Source organism: Halorubrum rarum (assembly GCF_048380895.1).
Taxonomy (GTDB): domain Archaea; phylum Halobacteriota; class Halobacteria; order Halobacteriales; family Haloferacaceae; genus Halorubrum.
Map to the genome: position 1 here is coordinate 129,966 of NZ_JBLWMN010000005.1, position 12,417 is coordinate 142,382.

Here is a 12,417-nt window from a genome sequence, read left to right on the forward strand (position 1 = left end):
CGTTCGACCCGGCTTCGAGACGAAACGAACCGCGTTTAACGCGCCGTCGGAGTGATGTCGCCGACGGCGTTCATGACCTGTACCGCGGCGCTGGCGGCGAGTCCCCGAGCGACCTCGTCGGCGTCGGCGTCCGCGATACCGGCGTCGAGCTCGTCGGCGTCCGGCGTGAAGCCGGCCGAAACCGGATGGCCCGCGGGCGGGTTGACCGCGACCGTCGCCTGCGGCCCCTCCGCACCGACGGAGAGCTCCGACCCGACGGCGTAGCTGTCGGGAAGGTACGATTCAGTTCGCGTAACGATGCCGGCGACCGTCCGTCGGAGCTGGCGTTCCTGTTCCGGAGAGAGATCGACGGTCGCGGGCTGCCCCGCGTTCGTGACGCCCGGTGCCCCGGCATACGGGTTGTTACCGTTCATTGAAGTTGCTACCCCTATGCGGAGCCAACTCAAAAAGGCGTCGCCGATCACGAGGAACCGAGACGGGGGACCGCCTACAGAACCGGCTCCGACTCGCCGTACGCCGCGATCACGACCGCGGTCGCGTATCGGTCCGGTTCGGCCGACGCCGTCTCGACGTGTAGCTCACGATCGGGGAGCTCCCAATCGCGAAGCTCGCTGCCGGCGTCGAGACCGGCATGGATCCGATCCCGGACGTCAGCCGGGTCCTCGCCGGTCACCTCGTAGAACAGGCCGGGACCGGGACCGGTCGCCCAGCCGAGCCCCGCCGTGACGTCCGGACGGCGACGCGGTGCGAGTGCGCTGTCGGCGTCCTCCGCGCCGGCCCGCCCGCCCTCGCGGAAGTCAACCTCGTCGCTCGGACCGATCGTTCGCCGTGCCTCGACCACGGTGAGCGCGTTGCCGGCCGGGCCCAGATCCGGTGCACGGTCGACTCGCGTCACCGTCGCCTGCTCGGGAACCACCGACGACACCGCGACGAGGTTGTAGTTGTGGAGGTTCGCGTCCGCGAGCGCCGCGTCGTAGGAGGCCATCGCCGTGTCGGCGGCACCGACGCCGCCGGCGACGTGGATCGTATTCATTACCCGCCACTCGTCGGCGTTCGGGCTAAGGCGTTACGAACGGTGGTCGATGAGGACGGGAGCGGTGGCCACCAGACAAAAACGGGAGAACGGTCGGGCCGTGTCAGTACTGGTAGTTGATCACGCGATCGTCGGTGTCGTCGGCGTCCTGCAGCTTCTCGCGGGCCTTCTCGAAGTCGTCACGACGGACCTCCGTCCGGTCGTCACGGATCGCGAACATCCCGGCCTCCGTCGCGATCGAAGCGATGTCCGCACCGCTGTACCCGTCCAGCTCGCGGGCGACGTCGCCGACGTCGACGCCGTCCGCGACGTTCATCTGTTCGGTGTGGATCTCGAGGATGCGCTCGCGGCCCTCGGCGTCCGGCTCCGGCACCTCGATGAGCCGATCGAAGCGTCCGGGACGGAGGATCGCCTCGTCGAGCATGTCGAAGCGGTTCGTCGCGGCCATGATGCGGATCTCGCCGCGGTCGTCGAAGCCGTCCATCTCCGAGAGCAACTGCATCATCGTCCGCTGGACCTCCGCGTCGCCGGACGTCTTCGAGTCGGTCCGTTTGGCGGCGACGGCGTCGATCTCGTCGATGAAGATGACCGCGGGCTCGCGGTCGGCCGCCAGCTCGAACAGGTCCCGAACCAGCCGGGACCCCTCGCCGATGAACTTCCGGACGAGTTCGGAGCCGGCCATCTTGATGAACGTGGCGTCCGACTCGTTGGCGACCGCCTTCGCCAGCATCGTCTTCCCGGTTCCCGGCGGCCCGTGGAGAAGGACGCCGCTCGGCGGCTCGACGCCGACGGCTTCGAACTGCTCGGGGTTCTCCAAGGGGTCCTCGACCGCCTCGCGCACCTCGCGGATCTGATCGCTGAGACCGCCGATGTCGTCGTACACGACGTCCGGAGACGCGGTGACCTCCATCGCCTGCGCGCGGGAGTCGGTCTCGTCGTCGAGCACCTGCTGAACCGCGAAGGAGTCGTTGATCGCGACGCGATCGCCAGGTCTGAGGTCCGTATCGAGGCGTGTCGACGCCTTCGTCAGCACCTCTTGGTTATTGCCGTGCTGTTTGATCACGACGCCGTCGTCGGTTAGCTCCTCGACGGTGGCGATGTACAGCGATGAGGTCTTCAGCACCTCGTTTTCTCGTTTCAGCTGATCGACGTCCTCCTTGAGATCGCCGCGGCGGCCCTGGGCGTTCTCCAGTCGGCCCTCCAGTTCCTCGTTCACCTGTACGATCCGCTGGAAGTGTTGACGGATAGCCTCGAGCCGTTCCGCCTCGCTCATCTCCGGATCGAGCTCCAGACGGGGGCGGTCAGGTAGTGAGGGGCTATGAGACATTCGTTATATGTGGCTATGGCGTGCGCGTAAATGTGCCTTTGGGTCACGGCGTCGACGCCCGCCGCCACATGAACGACGAGGAGCAGTCGCGTTGCCACCCACCCGCTGACCGCGAGTACGAGTCCACTCGCCGACCGCGAGTACGGGCCCACTCGCCGGCCAGAAGTACGGGCACGTCCGTCCATCGGCGGATCGAAGCGTCGGTCGTTCGGGGTCGTGGATCGGTCCGACGCCGGGAGTATCATCACTGATACTGAGTGTCCGGGGTTTTATCCCCCGTCGCTCGTATACCGTACCATGCCCCATCTAGTCGAACGGAACCGTGCTGCGGCGTCGGTGCGGGCGACCGAGCGGAAGCACCTGTGCGGGCAGCCATGACCGACGCCGACGGCGACGAGACGACCACGGTCCTCGCAGTCGACGACGAGCCGGACCTCGCGGAACTGTATCTCGCCTACCTCGACACGGTGTACGACGTCCGGATCGCGACCGACGGCGAGACCGCGTTACGCGAGATGGACGACTCCGTCGATGTCGTCTTGCTCGACCGGCGGATGCCGGACATGAGCGGCCACGAGGTGCTCTCGGAGATCCGCGACGAAGGGTACGATGCCCGCGTCGCGATGCTGACGGCGGTCGAACCCGACGTCGAAATCGTCGATATGCCGTTCGACGACTACAAAACGAAGCCGGTCACGAAAGAGGACCTGCTCGGGCTCGTCGAGGTGTTGTGTCACCGCGCGGAGTTCGACGAGCGGAGCCAGGAGTTCTTCGCGCTCGCCTCGAAGAAGGCGGCGCTGGAGGCCGCCGGCAACACCGACACCGAGGAGTACGACGAGCTCCTCGACCGGATCAAACGGGTCAGAGCCGAGGTGGACGATACCCTCGATATCCTCTCCGCGGAGGACGCGTTCGTAGAGGTCTCGACCGGCTCTATTTAAAGGCTCGACCGGCTCTATTTAAAGGCTCGACCGGCTCTATCCGGAGCGTCAAACGGCCCCTACGCCGAGTCGTCGACGACGTCCCGTAGCTCCGAGCAGTGGCTCCGGATAACGGACAACGTCGCGTCCGCGTCGGCGTATCCCTGGTCGTACTCGCCGAACGCCGTCGCCGTGTCGTCGAGGAAGCGTTCGACGGCGTCCTCGATGTCGATGTCTCCATCCGTGACGTCGGCGTCGTCGGTCATCACGCCGCCCCGCCGACGTATGGTTTCACGGCCCGAACGATCGAGTCGACGTCGAAATCGTCGGTCTCCGTGTCGAAGACGACATCGTCGTCCGCTCGGACGACGAACACGCCGGCGTCGCCGGTCACCAGAGCGACCTCGTCGACTCCCTCACCGAACTGCCTGAGGACCGCCTCGGCGACGTCGCGAGCGCGGTTCAGCATGCCACACGGGACGCAGTACTCGATCTCGACTCGTGTCATGGACGGTCGTTGTCGTCGCCGCGGTTTAAACGTCCGCACGCCGGATGATCGACTGCGTCGGGGACGAGTTCAACGACCGGAGTCCTCGTCGTCCGCGTCGAGAAGACTCCGTCGGAGCGCGGCGATCTTTCGGTCCCGGTCCGACGTGATCTCCGCCGCCGATCGTTCGTATTCGAAGAACCCCGCCCCGTCCTCGATGCCGCCGCGTCCCCGGTCGAGATACTCCTCGTACAGCGGGCTCGGGTCGTCGTCGTTACAGAGCGTCGGTTGTATCCGTTTCGTTCCGGGGAGGATCTGTTCGATCCCGGCGATATCGATCGTCTCGAACGGACCGATCACCGCGGTACGCGCCGCGTAGCCGTCACGTATCGCTCGGTTAACGTCGTCGATGGACGCGATTCCCTCCTCGACCATGTGGAAGCACTCCCGGAACACGGCCCGCTGGACCCGATTCCAGACGAATCCCGGCACGTCACGGTCGACGAGTATGGGATCCCGGTCGACCGCCTCCAGCAGCGCGGTCAGCGTCTCGACGGTCGCCTCGGACGTCTCCTCGCCGCGTACCACCTCGACCGGAGTGAGCAGGTACGGCGGATACCACCAGTGACAGCCGACGACCCGATCGGCCGCGTCGGGCACGGGTTCCGCAAGCGTCGTGATCGGGATGCTCGACGTGTTCGACGCGAGAACGGCATCCGCCGGTGCCGACGCCGCGATCTCCGTGAACACCTCGTGTTTGGTGTCCACGTCCTCCGGGACCGTCTCTATCACCACGTCGGCCTCACCGACGCCCGCCGAGAGATCCGTCGTGAAATCGATCCCGTCCACTCGGTCCGGCTCCACGTCGGCGATCTCCTCGTCAGCGAGAAACGAGAACGTCTCCCGGATCCGGGTTCGGGCCGCCGTGAGGTTCGACTCCCGATGGTCGATCAGCGTCACGTCGCCGCCGTGGACGTGGAAGTGTGCTGCCAGTCCGTGACCCATGTTACCGCCGCCCACGATGGCGATCGTCGGTCGTGTCATACCGGGCCGATCCACGTCCGAGGGTAAAGGTGTGAGCCTCGATGCGGGCGGCGTCGGACGATCGTCCGGAACCGGGATCGGCTCGATATCGGGCAGCCGGCCGGCCAGCGGAAGCCCGGTCGGTCAGCCGAAACCTGGCCGGTCAGCGGAAGCCCGACCGGTCAGCGGAAGCCCGGCCGCCAGTACAACAGCACAACGGTCACGAGGAACACCGCCGTCGAGAGGTCGTAGGAGGCGTCGAGCGCGGTCGCCGCGAGGATCCCCGTGCCGCCGAACAGTGCGGAGCCGACCATCGCGAGGATCGGGAGCGTACACGAGATACACGAGAACAGCCCCACGATCCCGGCGACGATCGACCCGGACGCCTCGAGCACGGCGACGTACACCAGCTTCGCCAACGCGAGGTAGCCGAGCAGATACGCGGGCATCAGAATGACGGTGAGATACTCGCCGGCGTACACGACCGCGGGGCCCCATCCCGGAGGAAGCCACGCGACCCGCGCGTCGACCGCACGCTCCGGAACGCCCGTCGCGACGAGCCCGGCGAAAAAGACCAACAGCGCGAAGTAGCCCGCCGCGATCCCCAGCGCACGGCGACGGGTTCGGAAGTCGTATCCCGACGGGATCGGGGCACGTGCAAGCACGAGTACGGCGACGTTCACCCACAGCAGGCCGTAGACGGCGTATCTCGGCGTCGACGGGAACGATCCGAGGAATCCGTAGTACGCGACGACGAACACGAGTTGGGCGTTCAAAAGGAACGCCGCCCACGCGAGCGTTCGTACCGACGGCGTGGCGGCAATGAGTCGGTCGGTGAGCGATCGAACCCCGTCGAGAGCGGCGTCGTCGAGCGCGGCACCGTCGGTTCCGTCGGCGTCGGCGCTCATACGACCAGGGCGTCGAAGACGACGGCGAACAGTAACAGGCCGAGATACGCGTTCGAGGCGTGGAACGCCCGGAACGCCGCCGCCTCCGTCTGTTCGTAGTGGAGTCGGACGACCGTCCACAGGAACACCGCACCGAGGACGACGCCGACGGTCGCGTACAGTCCGCCGAGCGGTTCCGCGACGACCGCGAGCGCCGCGGCGGCGACGAGCGTCGCGCCGAGGTACCAGACGATGTGTCGTCGCGTGGCGGTCTCGCCGTGAACGACGGGCATCATCGGGAAACCACCGCGCTCGTAGTCGGACCGATACGCCAGCGCGAGGTTATAGAAGTGCGCGGGCGTCCACAGGAAGATGACCAGCGCGAGCAGCAGTCCGCCGCCGCCGATCTCGCCGGTCACCGCGGCCCAGCCGATGAGTGCAGGGAGCGCGCCGGCCGCACCGCCGAGCACCGTGTTCTGAACCGTGTTCGGTTTCAGGATCAGCGTGTACACGACGCTGTAAAACAGGATCGCGAGAAGCCCGAGTCCGGCCGTCAAGGGGTTCACGCTCCAGAACAGACCGACGGAGACGGCCGCCAGAAGCAGGCCGAACGCGACCGCGTTCGGCACCGGAACGAGATCGGTCGCGAGCGGTCGGTCGCTGGTTCGCTGCATCCGTTTGTCGACGTCGCGTTCGAGGACGTGGTTGAACGTCCCCGACGCGCCGATGGCGAGCGAGCCGCCGACGAGCGTCGCCGCGACCGTGTACGGGGTGAACCCCGAACCGCCGGCGAGCGCCATCGCCGCGGCGGCGACGAGACACAGCAGCCACATCAGCCGAGGTTTCATCAGTCGGAAGTACGCCCTCGCGGTCGCGCGTACTCTGGGGATCGTTGCGGTCGGGATATCCGGTTCGGGCGCGTCCTCGACCGGAGGGAGGTCGTCGGTTCCGGGCTGGAACGACGCCGGAGCGTCGTCGGGGTCGCCCGTCTCGGACTCGAGCCACCACGCGAGCGCCGCGAGCACGGCTCCGAAGATGGCGACGCCGACGACGAGGTGAGCGGGTCCGACGGACGGTGGGAGCCCGCCGACGGCGACGAGCGCACCGAGCCCGGCCTGAACCGGGAACAGCAGGAGTGCGCCGGTGAGCGCGGCGCGAACGCGACGGCTCGCGCCGTCGCGCCATGCGAGAACGGTCGTGACGACGACGAGCAGCCCGACAACGAGCGCGAGCGCTCGGTGAGCGAGCGCGACCCAGCCGGGGGCTTCGGTCGGGAGCGCGTAGCCGCCACCGCACGCGGGCCACCCGGAACACGCCGCGGTGGCCGCCGTTAGCGAGGTCGTCGTCCCGACGACGAGCAGGAGGTACGCTCCCATGACCGTCGTCGCGAGGACCGTGGGAAATCGATCGGAGATCGGCACTACGATCGGGTAGGGAATCGGCCCATATAGATGCCGCGCTTCGATCCGGTCGAAGACGCGGATGGGTGCCTCGATCCGATCGCGGACGATGACGGACGGGACGACACGGAGGTAACGGCGGTCGTCCGTCACCCACGGTCGCCGGATCCGCGGCGACGAACGATCCGATCGATGATGTCGCCGGTCGAGAGCACCTCGTCCTCGTGGCGGGGTTCGCGACCGGTGGCGCGCTCGACGCGGCAGTCGATCCCGCGGTCGCCGAGCGCGGCCTCGATCGCGGGCTCGTCGTGGTGTTGATCGAACCCCAACACGATCACGTCCGGATCGATCGCCTCGATCGGCGTGAAGATGTCCTCCGGATGACCGAGGCGCGCCTCGTCGACGACCGCGAGCGCGGCGACCATGTCCCGGCGCTGGCGGTCCGCGAGGATCGGCGACGGTTTGTGCGTGACGTTCTCACTGCGAGCGACGATGACGTGCAGCTCGTCGCCGTAGCTCGCGGCGTCGGTCAGGTAGTGGACGTGTCCGGGGTGCAGGATATCGAAGGTCCCTTGCGCGACGACCCGCCGTCCGGCCCCGTCGTCGACGCCGCTCATCGCAGCCACGAGAGGAACCCGCCGTCGTTCTCGTCGTCGTCGCGTCCCGCGTCGGGACGGACGACGCCCTGATCGTAGCCGTCCTCGATCAGCTCCCGATCGATGTCCGCCTGTGTGAAGTCGAAGAAGTGCTCGTCGGGCACCTCCACGTCGAGCACGTCGAGGGTCGTCGGGTTTCCCTCGTTGTCGAACGCCTTCCAGTCGCCCCAGCCGTACGGCGCGCCGACGATGATGTGGACCTCTCCCTGGCCGAACGTCGCGAGGTCGGCCGAACTCGGTCGGAGCGCACCGTTCGGGTGAGAGTGGACCGATCCGACCGATCGCATGTCGTTCGGCTTCATGTGTGACCGAACCGTCGCGCTGACGGGGTTCGACTCCGTCCCCGGAATGACGAGCACGTCGGTGATGACCTGTCCCTCCCGGTCGATATCGAGCTTCCGAGCGTCGTCGGCACGGAGGAACCCCATGTACTCGTTGGGGTGCGTCTCCTCGCTGGCCTCGAGGACGAACTCCATGGTCTCCCGGGCGATCCCGAGGAGCTCGTCCGACCGGAACAGTCGCATACGCGAAGGAAGTCCCCGTCGCCTCATAGGGGTTCCGGAAGGGCCGCTTTCGTCCGCGGATCGGCGGACGCGGAACCCGACTCTCGACACCGCCATCCCATCCACCTCGGACGCGATAGAACAGGCTTAACACCGGCCGTTCCCGATCGGACAACCATGAGCGAACAGACCGCCGGAGATTCCGGCACGCGGGACGATTCGAGTCCCGAACCCGAGGTCGACACGGCCGAGGGGACCGCCGACGACCGACCGGTCGTCCACGACTTGGCTCCCGACTGCACCCTCGAGGACGTCGAGACGGACGCCTTGTATCACGCCGAAGTGAACGGCGTCGTCGACTACGGCGTGTTCGTCGACGTCTCCGACGCCGTCTCCGGGCTCGTCCACGAATCGAACCTCGACGGCGACTACGCGGTCGGTGACAAGCTGATCGTCCGGCTGACCGACCTGAAAGACAACGGTGACGTCGCGTTCGACGACGAGACGCCCGACGACTACACCACCGAGACCGTCGACCACGATCCGACCATCTCGCGGGTCCGCGGCCTGTCGCCCGGCGACGACGTCACCGTCGAGGGGGAGGTCGTCCAGGCGAAACAGACCGGCGGCCCGACGATCTTCGGCGTGTCGGACGCGTCCGGCGTCGTCTCCTGTGCCGCCTTCGAGGAGGCCGGCGTTCGCGCGTACCCGAGCGTCGAGGTCGGCGACATGGTCCACGTCGCCGGCACGGTCGAAACGCGGGATGACGCCCTCCAACTGGAGGTCGACAGCCTCGACACGCTCTCGGGCGACCGGGCGGCGGAGGCCCGCGAGCGCTACGAGAGCGCGCTCGACGAGCGCGCCGAGCCGGCCGACGTCGATCCCCTCGTCGAGTGGGAGGCGTTCGAGTCGATCCACGACGACCTCCGTGATCTGGCCCGCCTGCTCCGGCGCACCGTGCTCGCCGGGCGACCGCTGCGCGTCCGACACCACGCCGACGGCGACGGGATGTGTGCGGCGATCCCGGTCCAGATCGCGTTGGAGGGGCTCGTCCGCGACCACCACGAGGATCCGAACGCACCCCAACACCTGTTCAAGCGACTCCCGAGTAAGGCACCGTTCTACGAGATGGAGGACGTCACCCGCGACCTCAACTTCGCGTTGGAGGGGCGCGCCCGACACGGCCAGAAGCTCCCGTTCCTGCTCATGCTCGACAACGGGTCGACCGAGGAGGACGTCCCCGCCTACGAGAACCTCGCGCACTACGACATCCCCATCGCCGTCGTCGACCACCACCATCCCGACCCGGACGCGGTCGGCCACCTGCTCGACGCTCACGTCAACCCGTACCTCCACGGCGAGGACTATCGGATCACCACCGGGATGATGTGCGTCGAGCTCGCGCGACTGATCGACCCGTCGATCACCGAGGAGCTCGAACACGTCCCCGCGGTCGCCGGGCTCTCGGACCGCTCGAAGGCGGCGGTCATGGACGACTACATCGAACTGGCCGACGAGGCCGGATACGCCGAGACGGACCTGCTCGACATCGGCGAGGCGCTCGATTACGCCGCTCACTGGCTTCGGTACTCCGAGGGGAAGACGCTCGTCAACGACGCGTTGAACGTCGGCTGTGACGACCCCGAGCGCCACGAGGAGCTCGTCGAGTTCCTCTCGAAGCGTGCCGAACGCGACGTCGAAAAGCAGCTCGACGCCGTCGACGAGCACGTCGAACACGAGCGGCTCGCCTCCGGTGCACACCTCTACCGGATCGACTTGGACGAGCACGCCCACCGGTTCACGTACCCCGCGCCGGGCAAAACGACCGGCGAACTCCACGACACGAAGGTGCAAGAGACCGGCGACCCCGTCATCACTATCGGCTACGGGCCGGACTTCGCCGTCCTCCGGTCGGACGGCGTCCGGCTCGACATCCCGAACATGGTGACCGAACTGAACGAGGAGCTACCGGAGGCCGGCGTCTCCGGCGGCGGTCACCTCGTCGTCGGCTCGATCAAGTTCGTGAAGGGCCGGCGAGCGCCGGTCATCGAGACGCTCGTCGGGAAGATGGCGGACGCGGAGATCGACGAGACGCTGTCGTCGTCGACCGTTCTCGACGACTGAGTCGCGGTTAGGCGTCGTCGTAGATCATCTCGACGTCGTCGGCGAACCGCTCGAGGATGTTCCGCCGTTTCTTCTTCATCGTCGGCGTGAGGAGGTCGTTCTCCTCGGAGAACTCCTCGGGCACGAGCCGGAAGCGTTTGATCCGTTCGTACGGTTCGAACTCCTCGTTGACACGGTCGATCTCCTCGTCGATCCGGTCTCTCACGCGCTCGTCCCGACAGATCGCCTGCCGGTCGTCGGGGAGGTCGATCCCCCTCGTCTCCGCCCAGTCGGCGACGCGCTCGAAGTTCGGGACGACGAGCGCGGAGACGAACTTCCGGGAGTCGCCGAGCACGACGCACTGCTCGACGAACCCGTTGGCCGCGAACCGGTCCTCGATCGGGCCGGGTGCGACGTTCTTGCCCGTCGAGAGCACGAGCAGCTGCTTGGCGCGCTCGCGGAACGCGACGTAGCCGTCGGCGCGGTACTGGACGATGTCCCCGGTTCGGAACCACGGCTCGTCGGGGTCGCCGTCGCGGTCCTCGGGTGGGTCCCCGGCGACCACCGCCTCGTCCGGGAGTCTGCCGGACTCCGTGAACGCCTCCGCGGTCGCGTCGGGGCGGTTCCAGTAGCCGTCCGTCACCTGCGGGCCGCGCACGAGCAGTTCGCCGACGTCGCCCGGAACGTTCGAGACCTCCGCACCGGCGAGCGTGACGTCTATCGCGATCTCCGTGTCGACGACCGGCGGACCGATCGTCCCCACCTTCGGCTCCTCGGGCGGATTCACGCAGATCACCGGCGACGTCTCGGTGAGGCCGTATCCCTCCAGGATCGGGAGATCCATCGCGTGATACAGCGCGCACAGCTCCGCCGACAACGACCCGCCACCTGAGATGAAGAAGTCGACGTTGCCGCCGATCGCCTCCCGAACCGATGAGAAGACGAGCCTGTCCGCGAGCGCCCGTTTCGCGTCGAGCAGGACGCCCGGATCGTCGGCCTCGTGATGGGTGCGTCCGACGTCCACCGCCCACTCGAAGATCCGCTCTTTGACCGGCGACTCGCTCGCCTGTTCGCGGATCGCGTCGTAGAGCTTCTCGTACACCCGCGGAACGCTCGTGGTCGTCGTCGGGCGGACGAGCCCGAAGTCCTCTCTGAGCGTGTCCGGGCTCTCGGCGTATCCGACGGTCGCGCCCGCGGCGAACATCATGTAGTGACCCGCGAGCCGCTCGAAGACGTGTGCCAGCGGGAGAAACGACAGGGTCGTCGACTCGGCGGATATGCCCGGCACGCCGGCGTCTCGACCGGGTCGATCCGCGAACCGTTTGTAACACTGGTTGACGTTCGTCCGGAAGTTGGCGTGGGTGAGTTGGACACCCTTCGGCTTCCCGGTCGTCCCCGACGTGTAGATGAGGCTCGCGAGGTCGTCGACCTCGGTCGCGTCGATCCACGACTCGTAGGCGTCGCGGTCGAAGGCGTCCGCACCGAGTTCGTGGAGGTCACCGAGCGTGTACACGTCGAGACCTGCGCTCAAATCACTCTCGACGTCGAGCTCCGTCGTATCGACGTCGTCGATCGTCACGATCGCGTCCAGGTCGTGATCGAGGTCCTCGCGGACGGCGAGCACCTCGTCCAGCAGGTCGCGGTTCTCGGCGACGACCACGGTCGCCTCCGGATCCTCGAGCAGGTACGTCAACTGGCTCGGCGAGGAGGACGGATAGACGGTCGTCACCACCGCACCCGCGGCGAGCGCGGCGAAGTCGGCGTGTGCCCACTCCATTCGTGTGTGCGCGTAGATGGCGAGCCGGGAGCCGTCGTCCACGCCGATCTCCCGAAACCCCGTCGCGAGGTTCCGGACGACGTCGCGCATCTCCGCGTACGTGACGTCCCCGTACGCATCCTCGGAGGCGGGCGGAACGACCCCGGCCGAAACCAGGGACCGGTCGTAGATCCCCCCCTTATACCGCTGTGCGATCCGGTCGGCGTTGCGCTCCGCCGTTCGCTCGAACGTTCGGGGCAACGTCTCGGACGCCACCACGTCGTCGGCGAACTCACGTTCCGCCTCCTTCCAGTGCATATCG

At 67.4% G+C, this 12,417-nt stretch carries 13 protein-coding genes; 2 read left to right on the forward strand and 11 right to left on the reverse strand.

The window, feature by feature from the left end; translation table 11 throughout:
- Positions 1-35: 35 nt before the first annotated feature.
- From ACNSN7_RS05170 to pan2, 3 genes are all read right to left on the reverse strand, one after another.
- Positions 36-413 carry a DUF5811 family protein gene (locus tag ACNSN7_RS05170; RefSeq protein ID WP_418281154.1) on the reverse strand — a complete coding sequence of 126 codons (378 nt, stop codon included), beginning with the start codon at positions 411-413 and terminating at the stop codon, positions 36-38.
- Positions 414-487: 74 nt separating this feature from the next.
- Positions 488-1,033: a pyruvoyl-dependent arginine decarboxylase gene (locus ACNSN7_RS05175; protein WP_418281155.1), complete on the reverse strand. Its 546-nt coding sequence runs from the start codon at positions 1,031-1,033 to the stop codon at positions 488-490.
- A 103-nt stretch (positions 1,034-1,136) separates the two neighbouring features.
- A complete protein-coding gene (gene pan2 / locus ACNSN7_RS05180; protein WP_418281157.1) occupies positions 1,137-2,360 on the reverse strand; it encodes a proteasome-activating nucleotidase Pan2 in 1,224 nt (407 codons plus the stop codon).
- Positions 2,361-2,734: 374 nt separating this feature from the next.
- Between pan2 and ACNSN7_RS05185 the strand changes: the two genes are divergently transcribed.
- Positions 2,735-3,301, forward strand: coding sequence for a response regulator (locus tag ACNSN7_RS05185; protein WP_418281160.1), 567 nt, complete (start codon positions 2,735-2,737; stop codon positions 3,299-3,301).
- Between the two features lie 59 nt (positions 3,302-3,360).
- Here ACNSN7_RS05185 and ACNSN7_RS05190 read toward each other — a convergent pair whose 3' ends face one another.
- The 7 genes from ACNSN7_RS05190 to ACNSN7_RS05220 all read right to left on the reverse strand — a co-directional run bounded on the left by ACNSN7_RS05190 (position 3,361) and on the right by ACNSN7_RS05220 (position 8,257).
- Entirely contained in the window at positions 3,361-3,546 is a 186-nt protein-coding gene (locus ACNSN7_RS05190) for a hypothetical protein (RefSeq protein ID WP_418281161.1), read from the reverse strand.
- Positions 3,546-3,788: an Rdx family protein gene (locus ACNSN7_RS05195; protein ID WP_418281162.1), complete on the reverse strand. Its 243-nt coding sequence runs from the start codon at positions 3,786-3,788 to the stop codon at positions 3,546-3,548. The genes ACNSN7_RS05190 and ACNSN7_RS05195 overlap by 1 nt, the downstream gene beginning before the upstream one ends.
- A 69-nt stretch (positions 3,789-3,857) precedes the next feature.
- Positions 3,858-4,811, reverse strand: a complete 954-nt coding sequence (locus ACNSN7_RS05200; RefSeq protein WP_418281164.1) for a 3-hydroxyacyl-CoA dehydrogenase family protein — start codon at positions 4,809-4,811, stop codon at positions 3,858-3,860.
- Positions 4,812-4,972: 161 nt separating this feature from the next.
- Positions 4,973-5,698, reverse strand: a complete 726-nt coding sequence (locus ACNSN7_RS05205) for a DUF7546 family protein (protein ID WP_418281166.1) — start codon at positions 5,696-5,698, stop codon at positions 4,973-4,975.
- Complete coding sequence (locus tag ACNSN7_RS05210) at positions 5,695-7,053, reverse strand: heme o synthase (RefSeq protein WP_418281343.1); 1,359 nt, start codon at positions 7,051-7,053, stop codon at positions 5,695-5,697. The genes ACNSN7_RS05205 and ACNSN7_RS05210 overlap by 4 nt, the downstream gene beginning before the upstream one ends.
- A gap of 173 nt (positions 7,054-7,226) precedes the next feature.
- Complete coding sequence (locus ACNSN7_RS05215) at positions 7,227-7,694, reverse strand: FAD synthase family protein (RefSeq protein WP_418281168.1); 468 nt, start codon at positions 7,692-7,694, stop codon at positions 7,227-7,229.
- Positions 7,691-8,257, reverse strand: a complete 567-nt coding sequence (locus tag ACNSN7_RS05220; RefSeq protein WP_418281170.1) for a Mov34/MPN/PAD-1 family protein — start codon at positions 8,255-8,257, stop codon at positions 7,691-7,693. Before ACNSN7_RS05220 ends, ACNSN7_RS05215 begins: the two co-directional genes overlap by 4 nt.
- 156 nt (positions 8,258-8,413) lie before the next feature.
- Between ACNSN7_RS05220 and han the strand changes: the two genes are divergently transcribed.
- The gene (gene han, locus ACNSN7_RS05225) at positions 8,414-10,360 is read left to right on the forward strand and encodes a Hef-associated nuclease (RefSeq protein ID WP_418281171.1); all 1,947 of its coding nucleotides are present in this window, start codon (positions 8,414-8,416) and stop codon (positions 10,358-10,360) included.
- Between the two features lie 7 nt (positions 10,361-10,367).
- Here han and ACNSN7_RS05230 read toward each other — a convergent pair whose 3' ends face one another.
- Positions 10,368-12,413 (reverse strand): AMP-dependent synthetase/ligase, encoded by a 2,046-nt coding sequence (locus ACNSN7_RS05230; RefSeq protein ID WP_418281173.1) that lies wholly within the window; start codon positions 12,411-12,413, stop codon positions 10,368-10,370.
- Between the last annotated feature and the right edge of the window lie 4 nt (positions 12,414-12,417).